15 protein-coding genes are annotated in these 15,926 nt (G+C 70.9%); 10 read left to right on the plus strand and 5 right to left on the minus strand.

Going from position 1 to position 15,926, the window contains the following annotated elements:
- Positions 1-9 precede the first annotated feature (9 nt).
- Both LDO27_RS07260 and LDO27_RS07265 read left to right on the plus strand, forming a co-directional pair.
- Positions 10-1,092 (plus strand): Zn-dependent alcohol dehydrogenase, encoded by a 1,083-nt coding sequence (locus LDO27_RS07260; RefSeq protein WP_224040650.1) that lies wholly within the window; start codon positions 10-12, stop codon positions 1,090-1,092.
- Positions 1,093-1,186: 94 nt separating this feature from the next.
- A complete protein-coding gene (locus tag LDO27_RS07265; protein ID WP_222208995.1) occupies positions 1,187-2,116 on the plus strand; it encodes a LysR family transcriptional regulator in 930 nt (309 codons plus the stop codon).
- Positions 2,117-2,149: 33 nt separating this feature from the next.
- Here LDO27_RS07265 and LDO27_RS07270 read toward each other — a convergent pair whose 3' ends face one another.
- Together LDO27_RS07270 and LDO27_RS07275 are read right to left on the minus strand one after the other, a co-directional pair.
- Positions 2,150-2,653 carry a DUF6630 family protein gene (locus tag LDO27_RS07270; protein WP_222208994.1) on the minus strand — a complete coding sequence of 168 codons (504 nt, stop codon included), beginning with the start codon at positions 2,651-2,653 and terminating at the stop codon, positions 2,150-2,152.
- 59 nt (positions 2,654-2,712) lie between these two features.
- A complete protein-coding gene (locus LDO27_RS07275; protein WP_224040652.1) occupies positions 2,713-3,402 on the minus strand; it encodes an ArsR/SmtB family transcription factor in 690 nt (229 codons plus the stop codon).
- A gap of 115 nt (positions 3,403-3,517) precedes the next feature.
- Here LDO27_RS07275 and LDO27_RS07280 point away from each other — a divergent pair, with 115 nt between their 5' ends.
- From LDO27_RS07280 to LDO27_RS07295, 4 genes are all read left to right on the plus strand, one after another.
- Entirely contained in the window at positions 3,518-4,681 is a 1,164-nt protein-coding gene (locus LDO27_RS07280) for a cytochrome P450 family protein (RefSeq protein WP_224040654.1), read from the plus strand.
- 32 nt (positions 4,682-4,713) lie between these two features.
- Positions 4,714-5,082 carry an antibiotic biosynthesis monooxygenase family protein gene (locus LDO27_RS07285; protein WP_222208991.1) on the plus strand — a complete coding sequence of 123 codons (369 nt, stop codon included), beginning with the start codon at positions 4,714-4,716 and terminating at the stop codon, positions 5,080-5,082.
- 12 nt (positions 5,083-5,094) lie between these two features.
- A complete protein-coding gene (locus LDO27_RS07290; protein WP_224040655.1) occupies positions 5,095-5,850 on the plus strand; it encodes a sulfite exporter TauE/SafE family protein in 756 nt (251 codons plus the stop codon).
- A gap of 220 nt (positions 5,851-6,070) precedes the next feature.
- The gene (locus LDO27_RS07295) at positions 6,071-7,204 is read left to right on the plus strand and encodes an extracellular catalytic domain type 1 short-chain-length polyhydroxyalkanoate depolymerase (RefSeq protein WP_224040657.1); all 1,134 of its coding nucleotides are present in this window, start codon (positions 6,071-6,073) and stop codon (positions 7,202-7,204) included.
- Between the two features lie 25 nt (positions 7,205-7,229).
- On the opposite strand, the gene LDO27_RS07300 is transcribed toward LDO27_RS07295, so the two are convergent.
- Together LDO27_RS07300 and LDO27_RS07305 are read right to left on the minus strand one after the other, a co-directional pair.
- On the minus strand, positions 7,230-7,520 hold the full coding sequence (locus tag LDO27_RS07300) for a 2Fe-2S iron-sulfur cluster-binding protein (RefSeq protein ID WP_224040659.1): 291 nt from the start codon (positions 7,518-7,520) through the stop codon (positions 7,230-7,232).
- A 29-nt stretch (positions 7,521-7,549) separates the two neighbouring features.
- Positions 7,550-8,155, minus strand: coding sequence for an IMPACT family protein (locus LDO27_RS07305; protein WP_224040661.1), 606 nt, complete (start codon positions 8,153-8,155; stop codon positions 7,550-7,552).
- Between the two features lie 122 nt (positions 8,156-8,277).
- Between LDO27_RS07305 and LDO27_RS07310 the strand changes: the two genes are divergently transcribed.
- The gene (locus tag LDO27_RS07310; protein ID WP_224040663.1) at positions 8,278-8,901 is read left to right on the plus strand and encodes a DUF938 domain-containing protein; all 624 of its coding nucleotides are present in this window, start codon (positions 8,278-8,280) and stop codon (positions 8,899-8,901) included.
- A gap of 22 nt (positions 8,902-8,923) precedes the next feature.
- Here the strand turns inward: LDO27_RS07310 and LDO27_RS07315 are convergent, their stop codons facing one another.
- Positions 8,924-9,688, minus strand: a complete 765-nt coding sequence (locus LDO27_RS07315; RefSeq protein ID WP_222208983.1) for a sulfite exporter TauE/SafE family protein — start codon at positions 9,686-9,688, stop codon at positions 8,924-8,926.
- A gap of 309 nt (positions 9,689-9,997) precedes the next feature.
- Between LDO27_RS07315 and LDO27_RS07320 the strand changes: the two genes are divergently transcribed.
- From LDO27_RS07320 to LDO27_RS07330, 3 genes are read left to right on the plus strand one after another with little or no spacing between them, the layout of a single operon-like run.
- Positions 9,998-11,401: a TolC family protein gene (locus tag LDO27_RS07320; RefSeq protein ID WP_224040665.1), complete on the plus strand. Its 1,404-nt coding sequence runs from the start codon at positions 9,998-10,000 to the stop codon at positions 11,399-11,401.
- Positions 11,385-12,662 (plus strand): efflux RND transporter periplasmic adaptor subunit, encoded by a 1,278-nt coding sequence (locus LDO27_RS07325; protein WP_224040667.1) that lies wholly within the window; start codon positions 11,385-11,387, stop codon positions 12,660-12,662. The genes LDO27_RS07320 and LDO27_RS07325 overlap by 17 nt, the downstream gene beginning before the upstream one ends.
- Positions 12,659-15,799, plus strand: a complete 3,141-nt coding sequence (locus LDO27_RS07330) for an efflux RND transporter permease subunit (protein WP_222208981.1) — start codon at positions 12,659-12,661, stop codon at positions 15,797-15,799. Before LDO27_RS07325 ends, LDO27_RS07330 begins: the two co-directional genes overlap by 4 nt.
- The last annotated feature ends 127 nt before the right edge of the window (positions 15,800-15,926 follow it).

Genomic DNA, 15,926 nt, shown 5'->3' on the forward strand with positions numbered 1-15,926 from the left:
AGGAGCCAGATGAAAGCCGCCGTCCTGCATCAGCCCAAGACCCCGCTCGTGATCGAAGACGTTGCCATCGACAAGCCAGGCCCGCGCGAAGTGCTGGTGCGCACGGCCGCGGTGGGGGTGTGTCATTCCGATCTGCATTTCGTCGACGGCGCCTATCCCTATCCGATGCCCGCCGTGCTCGGCCACGAGGCGGCCGGCGTGGTGGAGCAGGTCGGCGCCGAGGTGCGCACCGTCAAGCCTGGCGACCACGTCATCACGTGCCTGTCCGCGTACTGCGGCCATTGCGAGCACTGCCTCACCGGCCATCTGTCGCTGTGCATCACCCCCGATACGCGGCGCCGCGAGGACGATCCCCCGCGGCTGGGCGCGCGCGGCGCGCCGATGAACCAGTTCCTGAACCTGTCGGCCTTCGCCGAGCAGATGCTGATCCACGAGCACGCGCTGGTGGCGATCCGGCCCGACATGCCGCTGGACCGCGCCGCGCTGATCGGCTGCGCGGTCACCACGGGCGTGGGCGCCGTGATCCATACCGCCAACGTGCGCCCGGGCGAGACCGTGGCGGTGATCGGCTGCGGCGGCATCGGCCTCGCGGCGATCAATGGCGCGGCGATCGCGGGCGCGGGCCGCATCATCGCCATCGACCGCGTGCCGGGGAAACTCGAACTGGCGCGCCGCTTCGGCGCCACCGACGTGATCGACGCGAGCGGTACCGATGTGGTGGACGCGGTGCGCACGCTCACGCGCGGCGGCGTGCACCATGCGTTCGAGGCCATCGGCCTGAAGCAGACCGCGGAGCAGGCGTTCGCCATGCTGGGCCGCGGCGGCACCGCCACCGTCATCGGCATGATTCCGCCAGGGGTGAAGATCGAACTGAAGGGCACCGATTTCCTGGCCGAGAAGCGCATCCAGGGCTCGATGATGGGCTCGAACCGCTTCCCGGTGGACATGCCACGCTTCGTCGATTTCTACCTTGCCGGCAAGCTGGATCTCGACGCGCTGATCTCGCGCCGCATGCCGCTGGAGAACATCAACGAGGCCTTCGACGAATTGCGGCGCGGCGAGCTGGCGCGCTCGGTCATTCTGTTCGACTGAACGTTCCCGTCGTCCTTGCCGCGCGCGCGGCGCCGGTGGCGGCACCGTGGGACAATCGCGTCTTTCGTGGCGGCGCGCCGCAAGACGGACAAGCATGAAGACGATGGAATGGAAGGACTGGGAGATCTTCTGCCGGGTGGCCGAGGCCGGTAGTTTCACCCGGGGCGCGGAACTGGCCGAAGTGCCCAAGTCCTCCGCCAGCGCCGCGGTGTCGCGGCTGGAAACCCAGCTCGGCATGCGGCTGTTCGAGCGGACCACGCGCCGCGTGCGCGTGACGCAGCAGGGCCAGCGCCTCTACGACAGCGTCGCGCCGCATTTCGCCGCCCTGCGCGAGATCGGCGCGGAGGCCGCCTCGGCCAGCGCGCAGGTCAGCGGCACGCTGCGCATCGCCACGCCCTACGAGGTCGGCTCGCAGCACCTGTCGCCCAGCCTGTCGCGGCTGCTGCGCCTGCATCCCGACCTGCGCGTGGAAATCGATGTCACCTGGGATCAGCCCGATCTGCTGGCGCACGGCTATGACCTCGCCTTCGTGATGACCAACACCACGCTGCACGACAGCTCGTTCGCCAGCAAGCGCGTGGTGCTCGTCGAGCGCGCGTTCTATGCCGCGCCGGCGCTGATCGCCGCGCGCGGCCTGCCGCGCAACCCGCAGGACCTGGCCGGCTGGCCAACGCTGGGCAACGTCGGCGATCGCCACTGGGAATTCCTGCGCGCCAACGCCGAGATCGCGCGCCTGCCGGTCGCGCCGCGCGTGCGCACCCACAATGCGGAGATCCGCCTCAAGGCGGCCATCGACGGCCTGGGCGTGGCGCGGCTCTCGCCGCTGTTCGTCGAGGAGCATGTCGCGCAGGGCCGGCTGGTGCGCGTGCTGCCCGCGCTGGTGTCCTCGCCGCTGAAGGTCTACGTGCTGATGCCCGCGCGCAAGCTGATGCCGGCCAGCGTGCGCGCGCTGCTCGACGTCATGGAGGAAACGCTGGGGCCGCCCGAGGCCCGGCGGCCGGCGCGGCGCACCGCCCGCGCGTGAGCCGGCGGCGACCGCTGCCCTCGTCCGCGGCGCTCAGTAGGGCTGGTCGCCGGGGCGGATATCCACGCCGAGCGTTTCCGCGATCGCCATGACTTCCTCGTCGTCCTCCGCGCGCGCCAGCCAGCCGGCATAGGCATCGGCCTCGGTATTCCAGTTCCACAGCGTGATGCCCGCCGCGCGCAGTTGCTCGTGCGCATGTTCCATCAGCTCCGGCACGCTGGTGCTGTCCAGGAAATCGTCGTCGTCGGGGTCTTCCACGCCCCAGTCGAGTTCGATATCGAGGCGCTGGCACAACTGGTCCAGGCAGTCGATGAACGCGCGGGTGTCCTTCCAGTCGACATGGAAACCCGCTTCCCAGTCGATGACTTCCTGCAGCAGGCCCAGCACCGCCTGGCCCTGGAAGTCGTCGTCGGCCTCGTCCAGCGCCTCGTCGAACAGCGCGAGATGCTTTTCCACGGCCAGCGGGTCGTCGAAGTCGATCAGGCCGATCAGCCGCTCGACCGCCTGCCGGGTATCGTCGCTCAGGGGAGTGCTCATGCGGGTTCCTCCAATGCCATGGGTGGGATGGCGCCCGGGGGCGATGTGCGGATGGCCGCCTAGGCCGCGACCTGGGCCAGTTCGCGCAGCCCGCGCGGCGTCACGCGCAGCGCGCGGGAAGTCGATGTGGGTTCGACCCAGCGCCGCGCCAGCAGGTTCTCGAGCAGCGCCGCGCCGAGCGCGCCGCCCAGATGGGGCTTGCGCTCGCTCCAGTCGGGGCAGGTGCAGGCGAACTGCCTGCGCTTGCGCCGTGCCGATTCGAGATCCAGGCCCAACGCGCCGAGCTGCGTGGCGCCACGCTCGGTCAACTCGACCTCGTTGCCGCGCACGCGCAGCCAGCCCGAGCCGGACATGCGCGCGAACAGCTCGACCGCGAGTTCGCCGGCCAGATGGTCATAGCAGGTGCGGGCCTGGCGCAGCGCGGAGGGTGCCGTGCGCGAGGCGGGCACGCTGCGCAGGCGCGGCGGCTGGCTGGCGAGCGACGCCGCGGCCAGCGCCTCGATGGCCACGCCGATCTCGGGCGCCGCGAGGCGGTAGTAGCGGTTGCGGCCGCGCGTCTCGACCGCGAGCAGGCCGCCGTCGGCAAGCCGCGCCAGATGGCCGCTGGTGGACGAGGCGGACAGCCCGGCAATCAGGCCCAATTCCCCCGCGGGGCGGGCGCTGCCGTCCATCAGCGCCCATATCATCGCCGCCCGGCCGGGATCGGCCAGCAGGCCGGCGAGCTGGCTGATGCTCGGTGCGTATTCCATAGTTCATCCCGCCGTGAAACAACGAACGCAGTATAGCCACATACTCGCGGATATCAATGTCGCCACCGGCGCCGCGCCTCCCGGCGCGGCGCAACCGGACTTATCCGCCATCGCCATGACAACCGACGCATCGATCGCGCCCCGCGCATGCACCGCCCAGCCGTCGCGGCTTCCTCCGGCGGACCCCATCGCCGCCGTGGTCCACGCCGATCCCTATCCGTACTACCGCGAACTCGCCGCGCGCCGGCCTTTCCATCGCGACGACGCGCTCGGCGTGTGGGTGGCGGCGGGCGCGGCCGAGGTCGCGGCAGTGCTCGCCCATCCCGACTGCGCGGTGCGGCCCGCGTCGCAGCCCGTGCCTGCGGCGCTGGATGGCAGCGCGGCGGGCGACCTGTTCGCGCGCCTCATCCGCATGAACGACGGCGCGCGCCATGCGCCGATGAAAGCCGTGGTGCGCGGCCAGATGGCGCGCATCGACCTGGCGGTGGCGCGTCGCCGTGCGCAGGATATCGCCGCGACGCTGGTTTTTGACGCGTCCGACGTGCCCGGCACGGTCAATCGCTGGATGTTCGCGCTGCCGGTGCTGACCGTCGCGGAATTGACGGGTTTGCCGCTGGCCGGGCACGCCGAGCTCGCGCCGCGCGTGGCGGCGTTCGCGGCGGCCATGTCGCCGCTTGCCACGCCGGCGGACATCGGGGCCGGGATCGCCGCCGCCCGCTGGCTGATGCAATGGACCCCCGTGCCGGCCGCCGGCGCGGGGCGTACGGCCGGCATGCTGTCGGCACTGGCGGCCGCGGCGCGGGAGGTGGGGGTCGATACGCAGACCATCGCCGCCAATGCGATCGGGCTGCTGGTGCAGGCGTGCGAGGCGACGGCCGGACTGGTGGGCAATACCCTGCTGCGGCTGGCACGCGAGCCGGGCGCGGGAGCCGGCGAAACCGGGCTGGCGGCGCTGGTCGGCCGCGTGCTGCGCGACGACCCTCCGATCCAGAACACGCGCCGCTTCGTCGCCGCCGATGCGGTAGTCTGCGGCGTGCCGCTCGCGCGCGGCGATACGGTGCTGGTGCTGCTGGCCGCGGCGTCGCATGACGACGCGCGGCGCGAGCGCGCATGGACCTTCGGCGATGGCGGGCATGCCTGTCCCGGCGATGCGCTCGCCGCGGTCCTGGCCGAGGCGACGGTCGCGGCGCTGCTTGCCCGCGGCGTCGCGGCCGGCACGCTGGCGCGCGGATTCCGCTATCGGCCATCGGTCAACGCGCGCATTCCGCATTTCCTTTGACGCAAGGCAGTCTTCCACGAAAGGGGTCGTTCATGATCGCCGTCATCTTCGAAGTCGAACCGGCGCCGGGCCGGCAGGACGCGTACCTGGATATCGCCGCCCAGTTGCGGCCGACGCTGGAGGCCATCGATGGCTTTATCTCGGTCGAGCGCTTCCAGAGCCTGACGACGCCGGGCAAGCTGCTGTCGCTGTCCTTCTTCCGCGACGAGGCCGCGGTGCTGGCGTGGCGCAACACGCTCGATCATCGGCGTGCGCAGGCGGCCGGCCGCGGCGGCGTGTTCGCGGGCTACCGGCTGCGCGTCGCCCAGGTGCTGCGCGACTACGGCATGCACGAACGCGACGAGGCGCCGGCCGACAGCCGCGCCGTGCACGACGCGGGCGCGGCCCCGCGCGCCGGCTGAAGGAGCTGTGGCATGGATGCATCCGCGCTGCTGACGCACGCCGTCTTTATCGGCCTGACCTTCGTATTGGCCGGCTTCGTCAAGGGTGTGGTGGGCCTGGGCCTGCCCACGGTGGCCGTGGGTCTGCTCGGCCTGGTGATGCCGCCCGTGCAGGCGGCGGCCCTGCTGGTCGCGCCCTCGATGGTGACCAACGTCGTGCAACTGATGTCCGGCCCGCGCTTCGGCGCGCTGGTGCGGCGCCTGTGGCCGATGCTGGCCGGCATCGTCGTGGGCACGCTTGCCGTGGCCGCGATCGTCCCGGCCGGCGCTGTGGTGCACGCCACCACGGCGCTGGGCGTGGCGCTGATCCTGTATGCGCTGGTTGGCCTGTTCTCCGTGAAGCTGGAGGTGGCGCGAGGCACGGAGCGCTGGCTGTCGCCATGGGTCGGGCTGGTGACCGGCGGTATCACGGCCGTGACCGGCGTGTTCGTGATTCCGGCGGTGCCGTTCCTGCAAGGCATCGGCCTGGAAAAGGAAGAACTGGTGCAGGCGCTCGGCCTGTCCTTCACCATCTCCACCGTCGCGCTGGCGATCAGCCTCGCCTTCGGCGGCGCGCTGCTGCACGGTCCCGTGGTCAGCGCGTCCCTGCTCGCGCTGCCGCCGGCGCTGGCCGGCATGTGGCTGGGCCAGAAGCTGCGCCACCGGATCGCGGCGCAGACGTTCCGGCGCTGCTTCTTCGTGGGGCTGCTCGTGCTGGGTGGGGAGCTGGCGTTGCGGGGCTTGCGGTAAGCATGGCGCCAGCAAGTCATACGAATTACATCGGGCGCCAAGGAACGCGATAGACGGACCGTCTTCGCCGGTCGCGCCCATTGCAACATTGGTGCGCGGCGCGGGATGCACGTCAGTCCGAAGGGATTGCGCGGTCAGGCACGCATCGTGCCTCCGGAGAGGGCGAGCGGAGCGATCGCAACAGCGGTGCGCTTCATCGTCCTCATATACCGGGAGCATCATGGCAAGACGATCACGCCGCACGAAGAATCCCTGGGCCGCACTGGGTAAAAGCGCGGCACGCAGCGCCGGGCGCGTGCAACGCGCGGTGGTGAGGGCCGTCACCAAGTCCGTGGTAGGTACCGCGGCGGGCCAGACCGCTGCCGTCCGTCGCGCCACCAAGCGGGCGCTGTCCGGCATCGCGTCGCCGGCGCCGGTGCCGGTCAGCCGGGGCACCGGCCGCTGGGAAGAGGGCGTGTCCGGGCTTGGCGTGCTGGCGCAGCGCCGCTACCGTCTATTCATGCCGGCCGGCGTGTCGGCCGCGCGGCCGGCGCCCCTGCTCGTGCTGCTGCATGGCTGCGGACAGGATGCGGCCAGCTTTGCCGCCTGCACGCGCGTGGCCGCCGTGGCGCGCGCGCAGCGCTGCGTGGTGCTGATGCCCGAGCAGTCGCAGCGGGCCAATGCCCATCGCTGCTGGAACTGGTTCCACAGCGCGCCGCAGGTGGCGGCCGAGGCCGGCACGCTGATGGCAATCGTCGATCATGTCTGCCGCAGCGGAGCCATCCGCATGGACCAGATCTACGTGTTCGGCCTGTCCGCCGGCGGCGCCATGGCACAGACGCTGGCCCTGCAGTATCCCGACCGCTTCGCCGCCGCCGGCTCGCATTCGGGCGCCGCACCTCACCTGGCGCGCAATGCCTCGCAGGCGGCGCGGGTGATGCGCGGCCATGGCGGCGCGCATTCCGCCGCCGAGATCCAGGCGCTCAGCCTTTACCTTGCCGGCCGGCGGCCGCCGCCGCTGTTGCTGCTGCACGGCGATGCCGACCGCGTCGTCGCATTCGACAATGCCATCGCGTCGGCGTCGTTGTGGCAGGCGCTGGCGGCGCCGGATGCGCCGTCGGCGGCCGCGCCGCGCGGCATCCAGCGCGGCGCGCGGCGTGCTTGTACGGTGCTCGACTGGTGCCTGGACGGCAAGCCTTACGTGCGGCTCGTGCGCGTGCAGGGGCTCTCGCATGCGTGGAGCGGCGGCGCGAGCGGCCAGGCCTATGCGGACGCGGTAGGGCCGGATGCGCTGCGGATCGCCTTCGCGTTCTTTGCGCAGGCCACGGGCATCTCGGGCGCGGCGGCGCCGGTGCGGCGCCTGCGCGCGGCCTGACGCTGCCCGTAAGGCCGGCGCCGGCTCAGATCGCCGGCATGTCGACCACGAGGTCGGAGTCTGGATACGCCACGCACGGCAGGATATAGCCGTCTTCCTTTTCGTCGATGCTCAGGCCCGGCCAGGCAATGCGGTAGTGCACGTGGCCGGAGGCGAGCCGGCACATGCAGGTGCGGCACGTGCCGTTGCGGCACGAGCTGTCCATCGGCACGCCGGCGCGCAACGCGGCCTGCAGGATGGTGGTGTCCGCCGCTGCGGCGAACTCGCGGCCGTCCGGCTCCAGCCGCACCCGATAGCCGGACTTGTCACCGTCCACGGGCGTTGCTTCGGACTCGCCGTCCGGCCTCACGCCGCATCCTCCTCGTCCAGCGGGAAACGTGCGCGGCCGTGGGTGGCGTCGCGCAAGGCGATGCGGGCCTGCTCCGCGCCCGCTGCCGGCAGCCGGATCACCATGCGCACCGTGCCGCCATGCGCGCAGTCGGCCAGCGCATGGCCGGCGCTTTCGATCCAGCGCCGCACGCGCGCCTCGTCGGCGTAGTCGGCCTCGACCACCACGTTGGCATAGGCGATGCGCTCGATGCGCCGGGCGTCCTTCAACGCGGCGGCGATGGCATCGGTGTAGGCCCGTACCAGCCCGCCCGCGCCCAGCTTCACGCCGCCGTAGTAACGCACCACGGCGGCCAGCACACCGTCGAGCTCATGGTGGCGCAGCACTTCGAGAATCGGGCGGCCGGCGGTGCCCGAGGGTTCGCCGTCGTCGGACATGCCGGACTGGCCGCCGGCCAGCAGCGCCCAGCAGACATGGGTGGCGGTGGGATGTTCGGCGCGCAGGCGCTGCAGTTCGGCCATGGCGGCGTCCCGGTCGGGCACGGGAATGGCCAGGGCGATGAAGCGGCTCTTGCGGATGTCGATATCCGCCTGGACCACGGAAGCTAGCGTATAGGTGGGCACGGCAAGGGGGGGATAATGCGCCGGCGCTGAGGCACGGCGCGACGGGGCGAGTGTAGCGCAGCCCCGCCCGCTGCCGGCTCGGCCAGCAATCCCGACCAATGCCGATCGGCAAGGAGACCACCATGAGCGATGCCACCCCACCGGTAGCGCGACCCGCGCGCCGCCAGGCGCCGGCGACCGAGCGCAACCGCGATGCCATTCTCGACGTGCTGCGGCGCGTGCTCCCGCCCACCGGACTGGTGCTCGAGATCGCCAGCGGCACCGGCCAGCACGCGGTGCATTTCGCCGCCGCGCTGCCAGGGCTCACGTGGCAGCCTAGCGACCCGGACGCGGACTCGCGCGATTCCATCGCGGCATGGACCGCGCACGCGGGACTGGGCAATGTGAAGGCGCCGCTGGCGCTCGACGTCACGCAGACGCCATGGCCGGTGCAGCAGGCCGACGCCGTGGTCTGCATCAACATGATCCATATCGCGCCGTGGGCCGCTGCGCAGGCGCTGATCGCTGGCGCCGGCCGCGTGCTGGGCGATGGCGGCGTCCTCTATCTCTACGGGCCGTACCGGCGCCACGGCGCGCACACCGCGCCGAGCAACGCGGCCTTCGACGCGCAGCTGCGCGCGAGCAATGCGGATTGGGGTGTGCGCGACATGGAGGCGGTGATCGCGCTGGGTGAGGCGGCAGGCTTTCGTTGCGACGAGCCGGTGCCGATGCCGGCCAACAACTTCAGCCTGATCCTGCGCAAATAGCCGGGCGGCCGCGGCCGGCGGTTCAGCCGCGCACCAGCATGATCGCCGCCGTGGCGATCAGGCACAGCGAGAACGCGGCGCGCAGGCGCCGCTCGGGCATGCGGTGCGCGAGCGCCACGCCCCACGAGATCGTCAGCATGCCGCCGATCGACAGCGGGATGCCGGCCACCCAGTCGACATGGCCGGCGTGCGCATAGGTGGCCAGCGCCACCACCGCGCCCGGGGTCACCAGCGCCAGCGCGAGCCCCTGTGCCGCTGCCTGCCGGAAGCCGAACAGCCCCACCAGCGCCGGCGCGGCGATCACGCCGCCGCCCACGCTGAAGAAGCCCGAGAACGCGCCGCCGATCACGCCTACCGCCGGAATCCAGCGCGGCGACAAGCGGGCCTGCTGCGCCGTGCTTTCGCGGCCTGGCAAGAGGCGCCACAGGAAGTACAGCGCCAGCCCGATCATGAAGCAGGCGAAGACCCTGCGCAGCACCACCGGATCCATCGCCGTGGCCAAGCGCGCGCTCGCATAGGTGGCCACGACCGCCGACAAGCCCAGTACTACCGCAGTGCGCAGCGCGATATCGGCGCGGCGCCGGTATTGCCAGAAGCCGATCAGGACATTGGGCGCGATCATCACCAGCGCGGTGCCCTGCGCGAGCTGCTGGTCCATGCCGTACAGCAGGCCCAGCGCCGGAATGGCGATCAGGCCGCCGCCGATGCCGAAGAGTCCGCCTACCCCGCCCAGTACACCGCCGAGCACGAAGATCATCAGGGCGGACAGCAATTCTTGATAGGGCATCGGTAGTCGTCGGCTGAGCGGGGCACCGGGAACGGGCCGCCGGAAAAAGTCTGAATCATAAGACATGGATCGCCAACCCAGCCAAGCGCGTGCGGCAAGACGCGTTTACCCGGGGCTCGGCCCGTCGTTGTTTTTGCGCGCTGCAAGCCTTCTGTTAACTCCCTGAAAGCCGTTTGAAAATCCGCTCCGCTGGAATGCACCGGCGCTTCGCATGGCGATGGCGCGACCAGCCGCGTGCGCGCGAACCGACCGACGTTCCCGAGAAAGCTTCGAGACACCACTGTGCCTGTCCCCGTCCAACGCATTGCCATGGCGTGTGCGTCCGCCATGGTGCTCGCGCTGCTGGCCTGTCCGCCAGCCAGCGGCGCGCCCGGTGTCCCCGACACCCAACGCGCCGGGGCCGCCGGCTCTGGCGCGTCGTGCGCGGCGCCACCGCCCGGCGCCGCGCTGACCCTGGCCTGGGCCCGCGATCTCGCGCTCGCCTGCAATGCCGCGATCCAGGCCGCCCGCCGCGGCGGCGAGGCCGGTGCCGCCGATATCGAGGTGGCGGCACAGCGGCCCAATCCCGTACTCAGCCTGGGCGTGCAGAACATCAATCCGCAGGCGGGCGTGGGCTCGGGCAGCCTGCGCAACAAGACCGTGGACTCCATCGTGCGCGTCGATCAGTTGATCGAGACGGCCAACAAGGGCGGCCTGCGCGTCGATGCGGCGCGGGCCAACGCGGCGGCCGCCGACGAGCAGATCGAAGCGGTGGCCGCCGTCCAGACGGCGGCGCTGGAGCAGGCGTTCCACGATGCGGCGGTCGCCCAGGAACGCGTCTCGGTGCTGACCGAAGTGGTCGACCTGTTCCAGCGCACCGCACAGGCAAACCAGGCGCGGCTCAAGGCCGGCGACATGGCGCGCGCCGACGTGACGCGCCTCGACCTCGAGGGCCTGCGCGCGCAGGCCGACCTGCGCGAGGCCCGGGCCGCCAGCGTGCGGGGCCGGGCCGAACTGGCCGAGGCCATGGGCATCGCCGGCACGCTCGCGGACAACCCGCTGGTGCCGGCCTGGCCCGCGCTGGATGCCGGCCTGCCTTCCTTCGATGCCGCGCGGTTGCAGCGGCGCCCCGATATCGCCGCCGCCGAGGCACGCCTTAGGGCCGCGACGTTTGCGCGCGAACTGGCGCGCGCCGGCCGCGTGCCCGATGTCACGGTGGGCGCGCAGGCGGAGCACTACCCGGTGTCGGCCACGAACCAGCAGGGCAGCGGCAACAGCTTCGGCGTGTTCGTCACCATTCCGCTGTTCGTGCGCCATAGCAATGGCGGCGAGGCCCGCCGCGCCGAGGTCGACTACTACGCGGCGCTGGACGAGCGCAACCGCGTGCTGCTGGCCGCCCGCAACGAGCTGGCGCGCACGGACAGCCGGCTCGCCGCCGCGCGCGACGCGCTGCGGCAGATGCGCGAGTCGGTATTGCCGGGCGCCGAGCGCGTGGCGGCCGATGCCGAGTTCGCCTATGGCAAGGGCGCCACCGGTGTGCTCGAACTGCTGGACGCGCGTCGCGCGCTGCGCCAGACGCGCCTCGACGCCGCGGCGGCGCAGGGCGAATACGCCAACGCCATGTCTGCCTGGCTGGCCGCGCGCCGGCTTTCGACCCTTGCTCCGGCCACCGCCACGCCGGTGCAGCTCAACGACAACCCCGAAGAGAGTCCCGCAGATGCTCCGCGCCGCTGATATCCCGTTGACCGCCGCTGCTTCGCTGCCCGTCACGCCGGGCCGGCCCCCGTCCCTGCGGCTGATGGCCGTGGCCGTCATCACGCTGGCGCTCGCCGCCTGCGGACCGAAGGAGGCGCCGCCCCGCGCCGACGAGCCCGTGGTCAACGGGCAGACCATCGCCTTTCCCGCCAGCATGCGCGCCGCCAGCGGTATCGCGAGCGAGCGTGTCGCCAGTGGCGGCGAACGCGTGCTGACCCTGCCCGGACGCCTGGCCTGGAACGAGGACCGCACCGTGCGGGTCGCCAGCCCCTTCGCCGGCCGCGTCACCGCGATGCTGGTGGAGCCCGGGGCCACGGTCAGGGCGGGCCAGCCGCTGGCGACGCTCGCCTCGGCCGACTTCGGCGCGGCACAGGCGGACGTGCGCAAGGCCGCCGCGGAAGCGGCCGTCGCGTCCAAGGCCCTGGCGCGCCAGCGCGAGCTCTATGACGCTGGCATCGTCGCGCAGAAGGAACTGGAACAGGTGCAGGCCGAGGCGGCCCGCGCGAGCGCCGAACTGCAGCGCAGCCAGGGCGCGCTGCGCCAGTACGACGCTGGCGCAGCGGCGCCCGGGGACCGCGCGGGCACCGGCTTCGCGTTGCGCTCGCCGATCGCCGGCGTGGTGGTGGAGCGCAATCTCAATCCGGGCATGGAGGTGCGGCCCGACCAGCAGGGCGCACCGCTCTTCCTGGTCACCGATCCCACTACCCTGTGGGCGCAGCTCGATGCCGCCGAATCGGACCTCAAGCTGTTCCGCCCTGGCGTGACGGTGTCGCTGACCACCGCCGCGTACCCCGACGAGCGCTTTCCCGCCACGGTGGTAAAGGTGGCCGACTATGTCGATCCGGCCGCGCGCAGCATCAAGGTGCGCCTGTCGGTGCCCAACGCGGACCGCCGCCTGAAGGCCGAGATGTTCGTCACGGCGAAGCTCCAGGCCGCCGCCTTCGCCGGCATCGCGGTGCCCGAGAAAGCCGTGTTCCTGGCCGACAACCGCAACTATGTCTTCGTGCGCACCGCCGCCGCCACGTTCGAGCGGCGGCAAGTGAAGCTCGGCGCCAGTCTGCCCGGCACCACCGAGGTCACCGACGGCCTGCACGACGGCGACGCGGTGGTGACCGACGGCAACCTGTACCTGCAGGACATCCTGCGCGATGCGACCGCGGTCGCCGATGCCCGCGCCGCGCAGGCGGGACTGGCCGCGCGCGGCGGCAACGACGGCGGCAAAGAGGGCGGCGCGCGATGATCTCCCGTATCGTCTATTTCGCCCTGCACCAGAAGCTGTTCGTCTGGCTGGGCCTGGGCATTTTCGTCGCGGCAGGGCTGGCTGCGTTCAAGAACCTGCCGATCGAGGCCTTCCCCGATGTCTCGGACATCCAGGTCAACGTCATCACGCTCTATCCCGGCCGCGCCGCCGAGGAGGTGGAGCGGCAGGTCACCATTCCCATCGAGACCGCGCTGGCCGGCACGCCCAACTCGGTGCGGGTGTTCTCGCATACGCAGTTCGGCCTGTCGTTCATGATGGTGACCTTCAACGACAAGGCGACCGATGTCACCGCGCGCCAGCAGGTGATCGAGCGGCTGCGCGCGGTGGACCTGCCGGCGGGCGTGCAGCCTGATCTCGCACCGCTGTCGACGGCCATCGGCGAGATCTATCGCTTCCGTCTGGCCGGCAAGGGCTACACACCGCAGGAGCTGCGCACGCTGCAGGACTGGGTGGTGGAGAAAAACCTGCGCCAGGTGCCGGGCGTGGCCGACCTGGTGACCATCGGCGGCAGCATCAAGCAGTACGAGGTCAATCCCAACCTGGCCCGCATGCGAGACGCCGGCGTCTCGCTGTCGCAGCTGTTCACCGCGCTGGAGCGGGGCAACGCCAATGCGGGCGGGGGCGCCGTCGCGCATGGCCGCCAGCAGTATCTGCTGCGCTCGCTGGGCAGCTTCCGCAGTTCGTCCGATATCGCGAACGTGGTGGTGGCCGAGGTCCACGGCACGCCGATCCTCGTCAAGGACGTGGCCGATGTGCGCGTCGGCGCCGCGCCCCGCCAGGGCCTGATGGCGCAGGACGACGAGGAAGACATCATCTCGGGCATCGTGGTGATGCGCAAGGGCGAGAATCCGTCCCAGGTGCTGGAGGCGCTGAAGGAAAAGATCGCGCTGCTGAACGCCCAGGTGCTGCCGCGCGGCGTGCAGATCGTGCCGTACTACGACCGGTCCACGCTGATCGACAAGACGCTGCGCACGGTGTTCGGCAATCTGGTGGAAGGCGCGCTGCTCGTGATGGCCGTGCTGTACCTGTTCCTGGCCAACGTGCGCGCGGCGGCCATCGTGGCCCTGATCATTCCGCTGGCGCTGTTGTCCACGTTCCTCGGCCTGACCTTCGTCGGCATTCCCGCCAACCTGCTGTCGCTCGGGGCCATGGACTTCGGCATCATCGTGGACGGCGCCGTCATCGTGGTGGAGAACATCTTCCGCCGGCTGGGCGAACTGAAGGAGCAGCAGATCCGCGACACCCGTGCCCGGGCGCACGCGATCTGGCGCGCCACCACCGAAGTGGGCCGGCCCACGGTCTTCTCGATGGTGATCATCATCGCCGCCCACGTACCGATCTTCACGTTGCAGCGCCATGAGGGGCGCATCTTCGCGCCGATGGCGTTTACCGTGACGGGCGCGCTGATCGGCTCGCTGATCCTGTCGCTGACGCTGGTGCCGCTGCTGTGCCACCTGCTGCTCAAGAAGAACATCGCGCACCACGACAACGCCGTGGTGCGCTGGTGCAAGCGGCTCTATGCGCCGATGCTGGCGTGGGCGCTGGACCACAAGCGCGCCGTGGTGGCCGGCGCGCTGGCGCTGCTGGTGGCGACCGCGGGCGTGGGCAAGCTGCTCGGCAGCGAGTTCCTGCCCGAGCTGGACGAGGGCGCGATGTGGGTCAGCTTCGACCTGCCGGCGTCCGTCTCGATCGACGAGGCGCGTGCGCAGGCCGCGCGCCTGCGCACGGTGATCCGCCAGACGCCCGAGGTGCGCTCGACCATCTCCAAGGTCGGCCGCCCGGACGACGGCACCGATCCGAAGCTGATCAACACGGTGGAAATCCTGGTGGACCTCAAGCCAGAGGCGCAATGGCGCGCCGGGTTCGACAAGCGCCGCATCATCGGCGAGATCAACGCCAACTTGCGCAAGCTGCCCGGCATCGAGCCCAATTTCTCGCAGCCGGTGCGCGACAACATCCTGGAGAGCATCTCGCAGATCAAGGGCCAGATCGTCATCAAGGTGCAGGGCGACAGCCTGGAGCAGAACAAGCGCGTGGCCGACCGCATCCTGGCCAACGTGCAGTCGGTGCCCGGCGTGATGCGCGCCTTTATCGACCGCGACGGCGAGCTGCCGCAGTACGTGCTCGACTTCGACCGTGCCCAGGCCGCGCGCTACGGCATCAACGTGGCCGATGTGCAGGACCTGATGGAAACGGCGCTGGCCGGCAAGGCGGCAACCGAGTTGTGGGAGGGCGAGAAGCACTTCAGCGTGGTGGTGCGGCTGCGGCCCGGCGAGCGCCAGCTGCCCAACCTGCCCAATATCCTGATGCAAACCGTCGATGGCGCGCAGGTGCCGCTGTCGCAGCTGGTGCAGTTCCACGCGGCCACGGGCGCGATGAACATCAGCCGCGAGAACGGGCAGCGCACCACCTCCATCGGCATCTTCATCCACGACCGCGACATGGGCAGCGTGGTCAAGGACATGCAGGCCGTGGTGGCCAAGCATGTCGATACCGAGGACGTGAAGGTGGGCTGGTCGGGCGAATTCGAGAACCAGGAGCGCGCCATGGCGCGGCTGGCGATCGTGGTACCGCTGTCGGTGCTGGTGATCTTCCTGCTGCTGTTCAATGCCTTCCAGTCGTTCCGCAGCGCGGCGCTGATCCTGTCGAACATTCCGTTTGCGCTGATCGGCGGCGTGTTCGCACTGTTCGTGACGGGCATTCCGCTGTCGGTGTCGGCGGCGATCGGCTTTATCGCGCTGTTCGGCCAGGCGGTGCTCAACGGCGTGGTGATGGTGACGTACTTCAACCAGCTGCGCGAGCAGGGCATGTCGGTGCGGGATGCCGTGCTCAACGGCTCGATGGACCGGCTGCGCACCGTGCTGATGACGGCCCTGCTGGCGATGCTGGGCCTGTTCCCGATGGCCGTCTCGCGCGCCATCGGCGCGGAGACGCAGCGGCCGCTGGCCATCGTCATCATCGGCGGGCTGATCACCGCCACGCTGCTGACGCTGATCGTGCTGCCCACGCTGTACGAGTGGGTGGCGGGGCGGGAGGGGGATGAGGCGGAGGAGGCCGGTGCCGCCGTCGCGCCGGACGGTGCCGACGGGGCAGAAGGGGTGGTGGTGCGTGGGTGAGCGTGTGGTCAGCGGAGGGCAGTCGTTTCGACGCTTGCGGTGCTGCGACCGGTCACCCTCATCCCCGCCCTTCTCCCGCTGGCGGGAGAAGGGAGAAAACCATCGGTTGGATTTTGCCCCTGTCCGG

The organism is Cupriavidus respiraculi (genome assembly GCF_914271545.1).
GTDB lineage: Bacteria > Pseudomonadota > Gammaproteobacteria > Burkholderiales > Burkholderiaceae > Cupriavidus > Cupriavidus respiraculi.